The organism is Pseudoxanthomonas wuyuanensis (genome assembly GCF_900215535.1).
In the GTDB taxonomy this organism is placed as follows: domain Bacteria; phylum Pseudomonadota; class Gammaproteobacteria; order Xanthomonadales; family Xanthomonadaceae; genus Pseudoxanthomonas_A; species Pseudoxanthomonas_A wuyuanensis.
This window is the reverse complement of sequence record NZ_OCND01000004.1, coordinates 367,660-383,186: the sequence shown is the minus strand read 5'-3', so window position 1 is coordinate 383,186 and position 15,527 is coordinate 367,660. Positions and strand designations below refer to the sequence as shown.

The window sequence follows — 15,527 nt, the reverse complement described above, 5'->3', positions numbered from 1 at the left end:
GCATCGTCAACGCCAGACGACGTGACGAGCTGCATGCGGAAGGGCAGTTGGCCGCCTGACAGCCAAGATCACAAGACAGTTGCTGAATTAAGCCGACCCGCGAAGCGGGTTCGGCTTGAATGAATTGTTAGGTGCGTGGTTCATCAGTGACAGACCGTAGTTCGCCGCCCAACGGCACACAACTAACAGAGATTGCGTCAGTAACGTTGACGGTACGAGCAAGGCTAACCGGTTTTCCATGATCGTCTCGGATGATCTTGATGTTATTTCCATCCACCTCAAGCCACCGAAGAATCATCTCGTTGGTCCGTTGGAGTCGGTCGGCCTCGGCCTTCAGGCCGTCACCGGCTCTCTTGTAGTAGTACCAAGATACGAGCCAGGTAATTCCCGCGCCTATGAGAATAGAGATGATTGTGTAGATCATCGGTAAGCACCTAACTACCTAATAGACGGAGCCCTGGGCCCGGTTATACGACTTATCCACAGGGCGCCGTATGGTGCCCTATCCCCTTGATTCGGATTTATCTCATGTCGCTGGGGTCTTGCCAACAACCCCACCTATAGCCGGACCCAGGCGGCCCACTCGAGCAGGGGAAAACCAACCGGCGTCGGCTCAGAACGGTCGGAAAAACAAACCCAGCCCGTTTGGCTGAAAGCGGGTTTCACGGGATGCTTTCGGAAAAATTTGTCAGGCTAAGTGCTTGTTACCACAGCAAAAATCGCCTGACTTTTAATCTTTTGGTCGAAGGTTCGAATCCTTCACGGCCCACCAGTAAAACAGACGTTGAGCGCATCGCCTGGCGCCTGAGATGGGGATGGCACGCTAGTCTTTTGTCGCTTGCGCGTTCGATGCGAATCCCATTCTGTGCGGCGTTTGCAGCCTCTCGAATCGGGCGCGTGCCTGGAGGCGGGTGTCGGTGCGATTGCCAAGGATGGAAAAAGAAGCGGACATTTGCCCGCTCCTTTGGCCGCTGCCCGGCAGGTCCTGATTGCGACCGCCCATTCAGGGATTCGGCAATCCAGGATTCGCCGGCAACTCGTTGGCAATCACGGCGGCTTTTTGCCGCAGCCACATGCCCCATGCCGACAGGCTGATGAGGGCAATCGTCGCGAGTTCGCCGCCATCTTCAATCAAGGTCAGCAAGGTTTGCGACGCATGCTTTGCCACTGTTCCGTGTACGGCGTCCACGCCGACACCAAAGAAGACCAGGACCCCGAAATATGCCGTGAAGACCAGATAGGCAAGCCAGTCGTCCTCGTCGTGAATCAGGCGGGCGCCACCGATCCAGAATGCAGCCGACAACAGTCCCATCATGGCGAAGCCAACCAGATCTCCGACCACCGGCGACAAGCCAGAAGCGGCGCTGAAGGCGCCTCCAATGGTTTCATGCAGCTCGAACGCATCGTCCAGGAACATCAGCAACAGGATCGCCGCGCACGCGTACCACTGCTTGCTGCGGTACATCCAGGCGGACAAGGCAAACAAGCCGCACGCCGCCAGTTCCAGGCCGTAGCCGAAGATTTCCGGAAAGCCCCGATCGACGAAAGAAAACCGCAAGCGACCGTAGAAGAAGCTGTCCATCAGTTGATGCTTCTCCACATACGCATACCGTACGAAGCAGGCGATCAGGATTCCGATCATGCCAGTCACGATTGCGACAGACCATCGATGCCGACGATCCGGAAGAACCAGAAAATCCCGTGCGAGCCGCAGGCAGCGGGAAACCAGGTATGGGGCCGAATAGGCTTGATGGCCGGTAGCGACGTACATACGACCTCCAGAGGAATGCCCCTGCCGTTAGCAATCCTCGGCGGCGGTTCCGTCATAAAGTCGTCATATACTGCTAAGACAATTGAAGTTTTTGTATCGCCTTACGGCACACTTTTAGGCAAGCCAAGCCAGATAATCCATCGTTGTTTCGATGGAATTAACGTAGGTGACAACGGCGTGACGCTTGCGCCTTGGCGCTGGAATGAGTCTCGTCATGGGATGGCCAGAATTGGCTTCGAAGAGATGCGGTAGGGGCGCCGTCATGGCTCCCGGCCTATGGGCAGGCGTCAGCATCCGGATCTGTACGGCCATCGCGCCCGGTCATCGGCCGATGGTCAAAACTCAGAACCCGCGAAAGGCGCCACTGCCCATCCTTGCGGTTCCACAGATGGACGAACTGCGCACTCTCGGCGCCTTGCTCTCCTTCGCGGGCGAAGGTATGGCGTCCGGTCTGCACGGCACCGTAGCCGCTGATGGGATAGACCTCCAGACTGCCTGGGACCAGAGTTCTGCTGACGCCGTTGTCTCGAGGGCAATTTTGGAGTTTCCTCACGCTCTCGCCATAGCTCGCACCGGTTTTATCGTGATAGAACTCGGCGTCGCCGGTGAACAGGGAAGCGAACCTGGCCGGATCGCAATCGACAAATGCGGCGTCGAACAACTCGCGATCCATTCGGGCCAGTTCATCGTAGAGAGGCCCCGACCGGGCGGCATCCTGTGCGCCGGCGGCCGCCACAGGGAAGGCAAGGGCCAGGATTGCGGCAGCAATCCGACAAACAAGATTCAGCAGACGCATGGCACGCCCTAGTGGTGACTGACATGGGAGTTCGGCCAGCCCGCGGAACGGGGCCGGTTTGAAAAGACGTCAGACCGCGGTGGCAGGACGCGTCGGGCGCCAGCCCAGAAGGCGGGCAGGCAGGAACAGGATGGCCTGCAGGAATGCGAACATCGCCGAGAACGTGATGCCCACCAGACGGAACGGCAGGGCCAGCAGCCACGCGATTGGCCACAGCAGCAACGCCAGCAGGGCGAGCGGCCAGCACAGGACGAACAGAATGCACCAGGCCACCACTGCAATCAGCGTCTTCATTTCCGGGCTCCTTGAGATTCTTGGGTCGCTGGCGGTCTAAGGCAACGCTGGCGCTTCTTCAGCATTGCCTTCCGCAAGAAGCAGATTGCAGGCCCGGGGACGTCGGGGCAATCGACATGCGACGAAACCGCCGTAGGGCCGACCAAGCCGCGGATAGCGCGACGAAAACTGCCGCCGCCAGCCTGGTGGTGTCATTCCCGGCCATTGGCCGGAACGGGTTTTCATCGCAGGCGCAGCGGCCGCTGCGCCGGTGCCGGCGACTCAGCGCCAGCGGGGATAACCGCGGTAGGGACCGCCGGGCAGGTGGCCGTCGAACTTGTCGACATGGATGTCCATGTTGAACGTGCGCGGTTCGCCGTCGTCGTTGTAGGTGGTCTTGCACAGATTGATGCTGGCGCCGTTCCAGCGGCTGCTGCCGACGCCCTCGGTGTAGCCGATGCCGGTGCGCAGTTCGCCGGAGATGTCGGCCTTGCCGTCATCGGTGCCGCAGCGGGGCGCGGTGGGGCGGACCAGATCGGTCCGGCGCGGGTGGGTGTCGCCGTAGTAGGTGCCGGGCGGATCGCCCGCGTAGGTGATCGGAGCGGCCGGCAGGCTCAGATCCAGCGCCTCGGCCGAACTCTGGGCATGGGCGGAGAAAGCCGCCAGCGGCAACAGGGACAACAGCCACCAAGCTTTCATCGCAACCTCCGGTTCGGGTCAGCACGCTCAGGCACGGGCGCGCAGGCCGCGCTCACCCTGCAAGCTAGCAGAGCCGGTTTGAACGAAAGCTGGCTTGGCCAGGGGATTGATGGCGCGCCCTAGCCCTGCTCGCGGACCAGTTCGATCAGCCGTTCGCCGTAGCGGCTCAATTTGGTGCCGCCGATGCCGCCGACCTGGGCCAGTTCGGCCAGGGTGACCGGGCGGTGCTCGGCGATGTTGCGCAGAGTGCTGTCGTGGAAGATGACATAGGCCGGCACGTTCTGTTCGCGCGCCAGCTGCGCGCGCAGCTCGCGCAGGGCGCCGAACAGCGACATGTCGGCCGGCGGCACCACGATGCTGCCGCGCACGTTGCGCTCGCGCTCCTTGCGGCTGGGCAGCTCCTTGCGCAGGCTCAGCCGGCGTTCGTTGCGCAGTATGCTGCGGCTGGCCTCGGTCAGGCGAAGGCCGCCGTAACCTTCGGCGTCGACCTCCAGCAGGCCGGAGGCGACCAGTTGCCGGAACACGCTGCGCCATGTCTTGGCGTCCAGATCCTTGCCGATGCCGTAGGTGGTCAGCTGGTCGTGCCCGCATTGCTGGATGCGTTCGCTTTCGCTGCCGCGCAGCACGTCGATGATGTGCTGCACGCCAAAACGCTGGCCGGTACGGTAGACGCAGCTCAGCGCCTTCTGCGCGGCCAGGGTGGCGTCCCAGGTTTCGGCCGGGTGCAGGCAGTTGTCGCAATTGCCGCAGTCCTGCGGATAGGTCTCGCCAAAGCCGGCCAGCAACACCTGGCGCCGGCATTGCATCGACTCGCAGTAGCCCAGCAGCTGATCCAGCTTCTTGCGTTCCAGCCGCTTGCGTTCCTCGCCGGCTTCGGACTGCTCGATCATCTGCTTGAGCAGCACCACATCGCCCAGGCCGTAGCACAGCCACGCATCGGCGGCCTCGCCATCGCGGCCGGCGCGGCCGGTTTCCTGGTAATAGCCTTCCAGCGACTTGGGCAGATCGGTATGGGCAACGAAGCGCACGTCCGGCTTGTCGATGCCCATGCCGAAGGCGATGGTGGCGACCATGACGATGCCTTCCTCGCGCAGGAAGCGGCGCTGGTTGTGCGCGCGGACCTTGGCGTCCAGGCCGGCATGGTAGGGCAGGGCATTGAAGCCCTGTTCGACCAGGTAGTCGGCGGTCTGGTCGACCCGCTTGCGCGACAGGCAGTAGACGATGCCGGCCTCGCCGCGGTGGCTCTGCAGGAAATCGCGCAACTGCCGGCGCGAATTGTCTTTCTGCACCACGGTGTAGCGGATGTTGGGGCGGTCGAACGAACTGACGAACCGGCGCGCCTCGGTCAGGTTGAGCCGTTCGGCGATTTCGCGCTGGGTCGGCGGGTCGGCGGTGGCGGTCAGTGCGATGCGCGGCACGTCCGGCCAGCGCTCGTGCAGCAGGGTCAGCTCCAGGTATTCGCGGCGGAAATCGTGGCCCCAGGCGGAAACGCAGTGGGCCTCGTCGATGGCGAACAGCGCGATCCGGCTGCGGTCCAGCAGCGACAGGAAACGCGGGGTCAGCAGGCGCTCGGGGGCGACGTACAGCAAGTCCAGTTCGCCGCGCAGCAGCGATTGCTCGACTTCGGCGGCAGTGGCGGCGTCCAGCGAGGAATTCAGGAACGCGGCGCGCACGCCCAACTGGCGCAGCGCATCCACCTGGTCCTGCATCAGCGCGATCAGCGGCGACACCACCAGGCCAACGCCGGGGCGCAGCAGCGCCGGCACCTGGTAGCAAAGCGATTTGCCGCCGCCGGTGGGCATCAGCACCAGGGCGTCATTGCCGGCGGCAAGGTGTTCGACGATGGCCTGTTGCGGCCCGCGGAATTCCGGGTAGCCGAAGACCCGCTGCAGCAGGTCCTGAGGGAGTTCTGACATGGGGTATAGGGTAGCAGGCGGGAGGCTGGGCTGGCCTTGCGGCCTGCTGCCATGTCTTATCAGCGACGTCGCTTCTGTGTTCTGGGCCGTTGATGGGGGCCGGTTGAAGAACCGGTCAAGGTTATTCGACGGCGCTGCGGGTAAACCGCCTTTCAACAGCAGCGCCGGTTGGCCCTTTCGACGGCGGATCCAGCCAGGCCCTGTGGCAGTAGGCAATTGCCCGGGCGGGAAACTTCCCGTAAGAAACGCCCGGCCGGGGCCGGGCGTCTGGGGACAGCAAGACGGCGCTTACTGCAACAGCGAACGCAGCATCCAGGCGTACTTCTCATGGATCTGCAGGCGCTGGGTCAGCAGATCCACCGACGGATCGTCGCCGGCGTCATCGGCCACCTTCAGCACCTTGCGCGCCGTGCGGCAGACCGCCTCGTTGCCGACGGTGAGCTGGCGGACCATCTCGCGCCAGTCGGCGCTGTCGGTCAGGCCAGGTTCCTCGGCAATCGAGGTTAGGCCGACGAATTCCCGGTACGAGCCCGGCGCATTGAAGCCCAGCGCGCGGATGCGTTCGGCCACTTCGTCCAGCGCCGCCCACTGCTCGGTGTACTGGGTTTCGAACATGATGTGCAGCGAATTGAACATCGCACCGGTCACGTTCCAGTGGAAGTTGTGGGTTTTCAGGTACAGCGTGTAGCTGTCGGCCAGGAAGCGCGACAGCCCGTCGGCGATTTTCTTGCGATCGCCGGTGCTGATCCCGATATCGATATTGGGTGCGGTGGGAGCCGTGGCGATGGGCGCAACGACCGACTGGGTCGATGACTTGCTCTTGGCAGGCTTGCTCTTGGTCTTGGCCATGCGGTTTCTCCTGGGATGGGTTATGGCGTCACAATAGTCACACTAGAACATGTGGCGTATGCAAAAAGTTTCAACTGCCTGCCGAATGATGAATTCCCGCACTGACATACCGCGTGAAAGCCCCGAGGCGGCGCGCCGGACGCTGGACCGCGCTTTGACCCGCGACCGCGGCCGCCTGCATGGGCTGTGGTCGCGATGGCGCAGCAGGCCTGACGACGAGGACGCGCGCACCGCGTTCCAGCAGGCGGTGGCCGCTTCGGAAGCGGCCAGACGCGCGCGCGAGGCGTCGGTGCCGGCGATTACGCTGGATGAGTCCCTGCCCATCGCCCGCGAAGGGGAGCGCATCGTCGAGCTGATCCGCCGGCACCCGGTGGTGGTGATTGCCGGCGAGACCGGCTCGGGCAAGACCACCCAGTTGCCCAAGTTGTGCCTGGCGGCCGGGCGAGGCGTGGCCGGCATGATCGGTTGCACCCAGCCGCGCCGGATTGCCGCGCGCGCGGTGGCGCGGCGGGTGGCCGAGGAGCTGAAGACCGAAGTCGGCGCGGCGGTCGGTTTCCAGGTCCGCTTCAACGACCAGGTCGGCGAGCGCACCCACATCAAGTTCATGACCGACGGCATCCTGTTGGCGGAAATCGCCAGCGACCGCTGGCTGTCGGCCTATGACACCATCATCGTCGACGAGGCGCACGAGCGCAGCCTCAACATCGATTTCCTGCTCGGCTACCTGAAGCAACTGCTGCGCAAGCGCCGCGATCTGAAGGTCATCGTGACCTCGGCGACCATCGATACCGAGCGCTTCTCCAGGCACTTCGACAATGCGCCGGTGATCAGCGTCGAAGGCCGCACCTACCCGGTGGAGGTGCGCTACCGGCCGCTGGAAGGCGAGGGCAGCGATGGCGACAACGACCGCGCCGGCGACCGTACCGTCAACGACGCCATCGTCGCCGCCGTCGACGAAATCACCCGCGCCGATCCGCGTGGCGACGTGCTGCTGTTCCTGCCCGGCGAGCGCGAAATACGCGACGCCCACCAGGCCTTGGAACGGCGCAAGTACCGCGAGACCGAGGTGTTGCCGCTGTACGCGCGGTTGTCGGCGAAAGACCAGGATCGGGTGTTCAACCCGGGTTCGAAGCGGCGGCTGGTGCTGGCCACCAATGTCGCCGAAACCTCGCTGACGGTGCCGCGCATCCGCTACGTGGTCGACCCCGGCTATGCGCGGGTCAAACGCTACAGCCCGCGGCAGAAGCTGGACCGGCTGCATATCGAACCGATCAGCCAGGCCAGCGCCAACCAGCGCAAAGGCCGCTGCGGGCGCATTGCCGAGGGCATCTGCTACCGGCTGTATGCCGAAGCCGACTTCCAGTCGCGTTCCGAATTCACCGACCCGGAAATCCGTCGTTCCAGCCTGGCCGGCGTGATCCTGCGGATGTTGCAGCTGGGGTTGGGGAGGATCGAAGATTTCCCGTTTCTGGAACCGCCGGACGAGCGCGCCATTGCCGATGGCTGGCAGCAACTGGTCGAGCTGGGTGCGGTCGAACTGCTGGATGGCGGCGCCCGCAAGCTGACCGCCATCGGCCGGCAGATGGCGCGGTTGCCGGTGGACGTCAAGCTGGCGCGGATGCTGGTCGCCGCCCAGGCGCATGGCTGTCTGCGCGAGATGACCGTCATCGCTGCGTTTCTGGGCATCCAGGACCCGCGCGAACGGCCGCCAGAGGCGCGCGAGGCGGCCGACAATGCGCATGCCAAATTCGCCGACGCGCGCTCGGAGTTCATCGGCATCGTCAAGCTGTGGGACGCCTACCGCGACGCGCATGAAGAGCTCACCCAGTCCAAGCTGCGCGACTGGTGCGAACGGCATTTCCTCGGTTTCCTGCGCATGCGCGAGTGGCGCGAGCTGCACCGGCAGTTGTTGTTGCTGTGCGAGGAACTGGGCTGGGAACTGCAGGCCGCTTCCGCGAAACCCGCCGCGCAGGCGCCGGGCCAGTCGTCCGGCAAACCGGTAGCGGCCCCAGGAAAAGTCGCCCAGCCAGCTTCGAGGCAAGGCGCGCTGCACCGTGCCGCGCGCCTGGCCAGATCGGGCCAGGCGGTCGCACTGGCACCGGACTCCGCTGCCGGCAGCGAGCGCGAGCGGACCGCCGCCTACGTCGCCCTGCACCGGGCGCTGATCGCCGGCCTGCCCACCCAGGTGGGCCACCGCACCGAGAAGGGCGACTATTTGGCGCCGCGGCAACGCCGCTATCAGGTATTTCCCGGTTCGGCGCTGGCCAGGAAACCGCCGCCGTGGCTGCTCAGCGCGACTCTGCTGGACACTCAGCGCGTCTGGGGCCTGACCAATGCGGCGATCGAGCCGGACTGGGTCATCGCCGAGGTGCCGCACCTGCTGGCGCGCAAGCATTTCGACGCCCATTGGTCGCGGGCGCAGGGGCATGTACTGGCATCGGAGCAGATCAGCCTGTTCGGACTGGTGCTGGCGCCGAAGAAGCCGGTGCACTACGGCCGCATCGCGCCGGCCGAAGCGCACGATATCTTTGTGCGGCAGGGCCTGGTCACCGGCGAAATCAACAGCCGCGCCGGCTTTGTCGCCGACAATCTGAAGACGCTGGAGCAGGCGCGCGAGGAAGAAGCCAAGCTGCGCCGCGCCGGCATCATCGCCGACGAGGACTGGCAGGCGCGCTGGTACCTGGACCGTATTCCGGCCGAGATCCATTCGGCGGCCGGACTGGACGCCTGGTACAAGGCGCAAGCGCCGGAGGCGCGCCGCAAGCTGCTGTGGTCGTTGACCGATCTGCTGCCGGGCGAGGGCAGCGAGGAAGACCGGTTCCCGAAATATTTCGCGCTCGGCGATGCGCGGCTGCCGCTGCACTACAAGTTCGAACCCGGCGCAAGCGATGACGGGGTGACGCTGGAGGTGCCGCTGCATCTGCTCAACGCGCTGGACCCGGCGCGGCTGTCGTGGCTGGCGCCCGGATTTGTCGCCGACAAGGCCGCCGGCCTGATCCGCAGCCTGCCCAAGGCGATGCGCCGCAACTATGTGCCGGCGCCGGATTTCGGCCGCGCGTTCGCCGAAGCGTTCGCCAGGCCAACCGCCGACGATCTGCGCGGCGAGCTGGCGCGTTTCCTGACCCGCGCCACCGGTGCGCCGGTCGCCGCGCTGGATTTCGACGAGACGGCGCTGGAGCCGCACTTGCGCATGAACCTACGGCTGCGCGACGACAGCGGCCGGGCGCTGGCCGAGTCGCGGGACCTGGATGCGCTGCGCGCGCGCTTCGGCGAACGCGCCGGACACGCGTTTGCGGCGCGTGCCGGCCGCGCGCTGGCGGCCGAAGCGCTGAGGGAGTTCCCGGCCGAACCGATTCCATTGCAGGTGCCCGGCGAAGCCGGCGTGCCGGCCTGGCCGGCGCTGGTGGACGACGGCGATGGCGTGGCGCTTCGCGTGTTCGCCGACCGCGCGCAAGCCGAAGCCGCGCATCCGCAAGGCGTGCGCCGGCTGCTGGAAATCGCGCTGGCCGACAAAATCAAGCAGGCGCGCAAGCAACTGCCGGTATCGCCGAAAACGGGCTTGTTGTATGCGGCAATCGAAACCCAAGAAAGATTGCGTGGTGATCTGGTCGATGCGGCGATGAATGCTCTGCTGGCCGATGGCCTGGGTACGATCCGCGACCGCGCCGCATTCGAGCGGCGCCGCGACGATATCGGAAAGCACCTGTTCGGCGAGGCGATGCAGCGGCTGAAACTGGCCGAGACCATCCTGGCCGGTGTGGCCGAAGTCAAGCCGCAATTGGAATCGCCGTTGATGGGCTGGGCGCGCGGCAACCTCGACGATCTGCGTGCGCAACTGGATGCATTGATTCATCCCGGTTTTCTGCGGCAGACGCCGGCCGACGCGCTGGCGCAGTTGCCGCGCTACCTGAAGGCGATGGCGTTGCGCGCCGAGCGCGCCAAGCGCGACCCGGTGCGGGATCAGGCGCGGATGCTGGAATTGGCGCCATTTGTCGAGGCGTTGGCCGAAGCCACTGCCAGCGGCGTTGCGGCGGCACCGGAGTGGCAGGCGTTGCGCTGGGATCTGGAGGAGCTACGGGTATCGGTGTTCGCGCAGGAGCTGGGCGCCCGCGCCGGCGTTTCCCCGAAGAAGCTCGCGCAGCGGCTGGCGTCGTTGCGCGGCTGAGGCGAGCCGGACATCGGGGTTCTTGGTACCGATGATAATTGTGCGAAATCCATCGCCATCCCGCCTGCGCCGGGATGACGAATCGTTCGGATGTTTTCTAACGGTAAAGCCCGGCCGCGACATCGCTCCTACATACCGCAGATGGGAGATCAGTCGATGCGCTTGACCTTGGCGCTTGGATTCTGGCCTTCAACCCGCAGGTACCAGCCGCTGATCTTGCCGGGGGAGATGGTGACCTTGGGATCGGTCAGCGGTTTGCCCAGATAGAAGTTGCCATCGACCACCTGCCAGCGCTGGCCATTGGCCAGCCGCAGCACGGTGCCGCTGGACCAGCCGCGGAATTCGCCGGCCACCGTGCTGGTCACCGTGCTGGTCACCGGCTCGGCGTCGTTGCCGCCGAACCAGCCGCCCGAACCGCGGGTCTGCGCATCCTTCTGGTGGGCCTGCACGGCCGACTGCCGGTCCTGCTGCAGCAGCTCATTCAGCAGCGCCAGCTGTTCGGCCGACAGTCCGTCCAGACCGGTGGCGCGCAGTTGTTCGGCACTCAAGCGCTGCTCGATTTTCACATAGCCGTCCTGGGCGATGGCGGGAATGGCGGTGCTGAACAGGCTGGCGGCAAGCATCAGGGAAAGGCGGCTACGCATGGTTCGTGTTCTCGTTGCAACAGGGATTCGGCCGGGTGCCGGCTCATTCGATGCGCTGGACCTTGGCCGAGGTGTTGAAGCCGTCGATGCGCAGGTACCACGCGCCCATCAGGCCGGGCTTGATGCTGACCTTGGGTGAGCTGCGGCGGACGCCGGCCAGGCGCGCGTCATCGGTCTGCTGCCAGACCTGGCCGTTTTCCAGCGTATAGCGCTTGCCCTTGGCGAAGCCGGAAAACTCGCCGACGAGGCTGCTGTCGATCGGATCGTTGGAGCCGAAATGGAAGAAGCCGCGGTTCTTGTCCACCACTTCCTTGCGGCCCTCCTCCTTGGCCTGTTCGCGCACCTGTTCCACCGCCACCGCGGTTTCGCTGCTGACCTTGCGCTGCAGCCAGGCATTGAGTGCGGACAGCTCAGCGGGCGTCAGCTTGTCCAGGCCGGCGGCCTTGAATTCGGTTTCGGTCATCTGCTGCTGCAGATCCGCCGGGACGGACTGTTGCGCGAACGACGGCGCGCAAAACGCCAGCAGTGCCAGACATAGAACGGCGCAAACCTTGCTCATGACTGTTCCTCGGAGTGACTGCCCGGTAGTGTAGTCGTATCCGGCAGTTCGTTGCCGCGCAGACGTATCCGCCATGAGTTCCGCCGTCCCCGACATCCAGGCCCTGCTGGAACGCGCCTCCGCCGCGGCATTGCCGGCCTCTGCCCGCGATTCGATGCAGCAGGCGCTGCTGCAGTTGGAGCCTGGGGTGGAGCTGTCCGAGGCGCAGCCGGTGGTGGCCGATACGCTGGATACGCTGGCATCGCTGGGCGCCGATGGCGAGGTGATTGCCGCGACCCTGCTGTTTGCGGTGCCGGCGCTGCAGGAGCCGCTGAAGATCCCGTTGGCCGGGCGGTTCCCCGGCATCGCCGGCCTGCTGGAAGGGCAGGCCGCCGCCGCGCAGGTGTGGGCGCTGCATGCCGAGCAGGGGCGCGGGGCCAACAACGAGGGATTGCGCCGGCTGTTGCTGGCGATCGTGCGCGACCTGCGGGTCGTGCCGATCCTGCTGGCGCGGCAGTTGGCGCGGATGCGCAGGGCCGACCGCCTGCCGCAAAGCGAACGCCATGCGCTGGCGCAGCTGACCCGCGACATCCATGCGCCGCTGGCCAACCGGCTGGGCATCTGGCAGCTGAAGTGGGAACTGGAGGATCTGGCGTTCCGCTACCTGGAGCCGGATATCTACCATCAAATCGCCGCGCAACTGGACGAAAAGCGCGCCGGCCGCGAGCGTTACATCGAGTCGGTCAAACTGACGTTGCGCGAAGCGCTGGCCGGTCACGGCATCGCCGCCGACATCAGCGGCCGTCCCAAGCACATCTACAGCATCTGGCGGAAGATGCAGAAGAAGCAGGTATCGTTCGACGAACTTTACGATTTGCGTGCCGTCCGCATCGCAGTCGACGATGTGGCGGCCTGCTACGCCGCATTGGGCATCGTGCACGCGCTGTGGTTGCCGATTCCCAGCGAGTTCGACGACTACATCGCCCGTCCCAAGGCCAACGACTACCGCTCGCTGCATACGGCGGTGGTCGGCCCGGAAGGGCGCACGCTGGAAGTGCAGATCCGTACCCACGAGATGCATGCCCAGGCCGAACTGGGCGTGGCCGCGCACTGGCGCTACAAGGAAGGCGGGGGCGACAAGGCTTTCGACCGCAAGATCGCCTGGATGCGGCGGTTGCTGGATCAGTCCGCCGAGGCGGGGCAGGATGGCGATAGCAACCTGGCCGGCGACCTGGGCGCGGAGCTGATCGAGGAGCGCATCTACACGCTGACGCCCAAGGGCGAAGTCATCGATCTGCCGCAAGGCGGCACCGTGCTGGATTTCGCCTATCACGTGCACACCATGGTGGGGCACCGCACCCGCGGCGCCAAGGTCAATGGCCGCATCGTGCCGCTGACCCATGCGCTGCGCAGCGGCGATCGGGTCGAGATCCTGACCTCCAAGACCGGCGAGCCCAAGCGCGACTGGCTGCTGCCGGCCAATGGCTACCTGGCCAGCGGGCGTTCCCGCGACAAGGTGCGGGCCTGGTTCCACAGGCTGGATCGCACGCGCAACCTGCAGGCAGGGCGCGAATTGCTGGAACGGGAACTCAAGCGGCTGGGCCTGCACCACGCCGATCTGGCGGCGGTGGCGAAGAAGTTCCATGCCGAGAACGTCGACGAGCTGTACATCCAGGTGGCGCTGGGCGATGTCGGGCCCAACCAGATCGGCCGCGCCTTGCATGAAGAGCAGCGCGCGCAGTCGCAACCGGCACCGGTGTCGCAGCCGCGAAGAACGCCGCGGCGGGCGCCGGCGCAACCGGGTTCCCGCTTCACCGTGCAGGGCGTAGGCAATCTGCTGGTGCAACTGGCGCGCTGCTGCCAGCCGGTGGCTGGCGAACCGATTGCCGGCTATCTGACCCGGGGCCGCGGAGTGACCGTGCATCGTACCGATTGCGCGGCGTTTTCGCGGTTGGCGGCCGCCAATCCGCAGCGGGTGCTGCCGGTGGAGTGGGGCCAGGCCGGCGGCGGCTACGAGGTCGACGTGCAGATCACCGCCATCGACCGCAAGTGGCTGCTGAAGGACATCACCACGCTGATTGCGCAGGAAGACGCCAACGTGCTGGACATCAACAGCGACAATGCGCGCGACAGCGGCAAGGCGCGTCTGCGCCTGCGCCTGAAGGTCGCCGACTTCGGCCAGCTGTCCACGTTGCTGCGCAAGCTGGATGCGCTGCCGGGCGTGCAGGAAGCGCGACGTTCAGGCTGAAAGGTTATGCTGGCGCGGTGAAGCGCGAACGCGAATCAGGGCAATCCGGAAGGGATGGCCGCATCGAACCGCTGCTGGACTGGAGCGATGTCCGGTTCAGCGCGGGCACCGCCAAGCGGCCCCACCCCATAACCCATCTGCGCCGCCGCCTCTGGCCGTGGTGGCTGGGCGTTGCGGTTGTGCTGATCGCGGTGGCGTTGGTGGCGTACCGGCAGCCGCTGACCGGCTGGCTATGGCCGGAGACCCGGGTCCAGCGGCTGCTGGACGAGGCCGAGTCGGCATTGCGCGAAGGCCGCCTGAGCGCCACCGACGGTCGCGGCGCCCGTCAGTTGTTCGAAGCCGCACAGGCCCTGGACACGGACCGGACCGAGGCGCGGTCTGGCCTGATGCGGGTGGCGGAGGCGGCGTTGGCTCAGGCGCAGCGCGCGCTGGGCGAGGAGCGTTTCGCCGATGCGCGCTCGGCACTGGCGCTGGCGCGCGAGTTGCAGGTTCCGCGAGCGCAGGCCGACCGGTTGGCCGAGGCCTTGCGTCGGCGCGAAGCGGAAATGGTGGGGCTGGACGATTTGTTGAAGTGGGCGCAGCAGGCGCACGCGGCAGCGCGCCTGGAGGGCGGCCCGGATGCGGCGCTGCCGTTGTACCAGCGGGTGCTGTCGTTGCAGCCGGACCGGGTGGAAGCGCTGGAAGGACGCGAAGACGCCCTTTCGGACCTGCTGCAGCAGGCCGGCGCCGCGCTGGCGAAAGGCGACCTGGTCGATGCGGCTGCCATCATCGCCCGGGTACGCGGCTACGACGCCGGCCATATCGAGCTGCCCGATGCCCAGGCCGGCCTGGGCCGGTCCATCGAGCAACGGCTGACGCGGGCGGCTGCGGATCTGCGCCGGCAACGGCTGGATGCCGCGTTGGCCGGCTACCAGGCGGTACTGGACGCTGCGCCGGACAACGCGGTTGCGCGCCAGGGCAGCGAGCAGGTGGCGACGATATACGCCGAACGTGCCGGGCGACTGGCCGCGGACCAGCGGTTTTCCGCGGCGCAAGCGTCACTGGAGAAGGCGCGCGTCATCGCTCCGCGATCGGTCGCGGTGATCGAGGCCGAACAGCGCATCGCGCGCGCCAGGCAGGCGCTTGCGCGGCAGGATTCCGGACTCTCCGCCGGCGAACGCAGCCGCCGCGTGCAATCGCTGCTGGCCGCCATGGGCCGCGCCGAAACGCAAGGCAACTGGCTGACGCCGCCGGGCGAGAGCGCCTTCGACCAGTTGCGCGCCGCGCAGGCGTTGGCCCCTGACGATGCCGCGGTCAAGCGTGCCGCAGCGCGTCTGCTCGCCGCGATCGAGCGTTGTTTCGAGGACGAACTGCGCAGCAACCGCATCCGCCGGGCGCAGACCTGCCTGGACGCCTGGCAGACCCTGCGGCCGGACGCGTCGGCGCTCCGCGACGCCCACCAGCGGCTGGCGCTGAAGTGGGTTGCGGTGGGCGACGAGCGGCTCGGCGCAGGCGATGTGGCATTCGCAGCACTGGCATTGCGCGAAGCGCAGATGCTGGCCGCCGACGCGCCCGGCCTGGCCGACTTCGCCCAGCGGGTGCGGACAGCGCAGGCGGGCGGGGACTAGAGCCTGTTGACGCCAACGTGA

The 15,527-nt window shown here is 66.1% G+C and carries 12 protein-coding genes; 3 read left to right on the top strand and 9 right to left on the bottom strand.

The genetic code is table 11. The features are described from left to right. Nucleotides 1–127 precede the first annotated feature (127 nt). The 7 genes from CRO39_RS20495 to CRO39_RS11070 all read right to left on the bottom strand — a co-directional run bounded on the left by CRO39_RS20495 (nucleotide 128) and on the right by CRO39_RS11070 (nucleotide 6,304). The gene (locus CRO39_RS20495) at nucleotides 128–424 is read right to left on the bottom strand and encodes a hypothetical protein (protein ID WP_141400769.1); all 297 of its coding nucleotides are present in this window, start codon (nucleotides 422–424) and stop codon (nucleotides 128–130) included. Between the two features lie 579 nt (nucleotides 425–1,003). Beyond that, nucleotides 1,004–1,642, bottom strand: coding sequence for a hypothetical protein (locus CRO39_RS11095; RefSeq protein ID WP_097121995.1), 639 nt, complete (start codon nucleotides 1,640–1,642; stop codon nucleotides 1,004–1,006). A gap of 403 nt (nucleotides 1,643–2,045) precedes the next feature. Then, nucleotides 2,046–2,567: a nuclear transport factor 2 family protein gene (locus CRO39_RS11090; protein WP_097121994.1), complete on the bottom strand. Its 522-nt coding sequence runs from the start codon at nucleotides 2,565–2,567 to the stop codon at nucleotides 2,046–2,048. A gap of 69 nt (nucleotides 2,568–2,636) precedes the next feature. After that, nucleotides 2,637–2,861, bottom strand: coding sequence for a hypothetical protein (locus CRO39_RS11085; RefSeq protein ID WP_097121993.1), 225 nt, complete (start codon nucleotides 2,859–2,861; stop codon nucleotides 2,637–2,639). A gap of 261 nt (nucleotides 2,862–3,122) precedes the next feature. Beyond that, nucleotides 3,123–3,539: a hypothetical protein gene (locus tag CRO39_RS11080; RefSeq protein ID WP_097121992.1), complete on the bottom strand. Its 417-nt coding sequence runs from the start codon at nucleotides 3,537–3,539 to the stop codon at nucleotides 3,123–3,125. 119 nt (nucleotides 3,540–3,658) lie between these two features. Continuing rightward, entirely contained in the window at nucleotides 3,659–5,455 is a 1,797-nt protein-coding gene (gene recQ / locus CRO39_RS11075; protein WP_097121991.1) for a DNA helicase RecQ, read from the bottom strand. A 288-nt stretch (nucleotides 5,456–5,743) separates the two neighbouring features. Continuing rightward, the gene (locus CRO39_RS11070) at nucleotides 5,744–6,304 is read right to left on the bottom strand and encodes a Dps family protein (protein WP_097121990.1); all 561 of its coding nucleotides are present in this window, start codon (nucleotides 6,302–6,304) and stop codon (nucleotides 5,744–5,746) included. Nucleotides 6,305–6,392: 88 nt separating this feature from the next. Here CRO39_RS11070 and hrpA point away from each other — a divergent pair, with 88 nt between their 5' ends. Then, nucleotides 6,393–10,469: an ATP-dependent RNA helicase HrpA gene (gene hrpA, locus CRO39_RS11065; RefSeq protein ID WP_097122030.1), complete on the top strand. Its 4,077-nt coding sequence runs from the start codon at nucleotides 6,393–6,395 to the stop codon at nucleotides 10,467–10,469. Nucleotides 10,470–10,618: 149 nt separating this feature from the next. Here hrpA and CRO39_RS11060 read toward each other — a convergent pair whose 3' ends face one another. Together CRO39_RS11060 and CRO39_RS11055 are read right to left on the bottom strand one after the other, a co-directional pair. Next, entirely contained in the window at nucleotides 10,619–11,113 is a 495-nt protein-coding gene (locus CRO39_RS11060) for a hypothetical protein (protein ID WP_141400767.1), read from the bottom strand. Nucleotides 11,114–11,156: 43 nt separating this feature from the next. Next, nucleotides 11,157–11,672 (bottom strand): hypothetical protein, encoded by a 516-nt coding sequence (locus tag CRO39_RS11055; RefSeq protein WP_097121988.1) that lies wholly within the window; start codon nucleotides 11,670–11,672, stop codon nucleotides 11,157–11,159. A 73-nt stretch (nucleotides 11,673–11,745) separates the two neighbouring features. On the opposite strand from CRO39_RS11055, the gene CRO39_RS11050 reads away from it, so the two are divergent. Together CRO39_RS11050 and CRO39_RS11045 are read left to right on the top strand one after the other, a co-directional pair. Then, complete coding sequence (locus CRO39_RS11050) at nucleotides 11,746–13,899, top strand: RelA/SpoT family protein (RefSeq protein WP_097121987.1); 2,154 nt, start codon at nucleotides 11,746–11,748, stop codon at nucleotides 13,897–13,899. Between the two features lie 164 nt (nucleotides 13,900–14,063). Then, a complete protein-coding gene (locus CRO39_RS11045) occupies nucleotides 14,064–15,506 on the top strand; it encodes a tetratricopeptide repeat protein (RefSeq protein WP_238394629.1) in 1,443 nt (480 codons plus the stop codon). Nucleotides 15,507–15,527 lie beyond the last annotated feature (21 nt).

What these genes read in the sequence shown, in the direction of transcription:
- CRO39_RS11090 (WP_097121994.1), bottom strand. Translation starts at nt 2,567, where the DNA reads ATGCGTCTGCTGAATCTTGTTTGTCGGATTGCTGCCGCAATCCTGGCC.
- CRO39_RS20495 (WP_141400769.1), bottom strand. Translation starts at nt 424, where the DNA reads ATGATCTACACAATCATCTCTATTCTCATAGGCGCGGGAATTACCTGG.
- CRO39_RS11055 (WP_097121988.1), bottom strand. Translation starts at nt 11,672, where the DNA reads ATGAGCAAGGTTTGCGCCGTTCTATGTCTGGCACTGCTGGCGTTTTGC.
- recQ (WP_097121991.1), bottom strand. Translation starts at nt 5,455, where the DNA reads ATGTCAGAACTCCCTCAGGACCTGCTGCAGCGGGTCTTCGGCTACCCG.
- CRO39_RS11070 (WP_097121990.1), bottom strand. Translation starts at nt 6,304, where the DNA reads ATGGCCAAGACCAAGAGCAAGCCTGCCAAGAGCAAGTCATCGACCCAG.
- CRO39_RS11060 (WP_141400767.1), bottom strand. Translation starts at nt 11,113, where the DNA reads ATGCGTAGCCGCCTTTCCCTGATGCTTGCCGCCAGCCTGTTCAGCACC.
- CRO39_RS11050 (WP_097121987.1), top strand. Translation starts at nt 11,746, where the DNA reads ATGAGTTCCGCCGTCCCCGACATCCAGGCCCTGCTGGAACGCGCCTCC.
- CRO39_RS11095 (WP_097121995.1), bottom strand. Translation starts at nt 1,642, where the DNA reads ATGATCGGAATCCTGATCGCCTGCTTCGTACGGTATGCGTATGTGGAG.
- hrpA (WP_097122030.1), top strand. Translation starts at nt 6,393, where the DNA reads ATGAATTCCCGCACTGACATACCGCGTGAAAGCCCCGAGGCGGCGCGC.
- CRO39_RS11080 (WP_097121992.1), bottom strand. Translation starts at nt 3,539, where the DNA reads ATGAAAGCTTGGTGGCTGTTGTCCCTGTTGCCGCTGGCGGCTTTCTCC.
- CRO39_RS11085 (WP_097121993.1), bottom strand. Translation starts at nt 2,861, where the DNA reads ATGAAGACGCTGATTGCAGTGGTGGCCTGGTGCATTCTGTTCGTCCTG.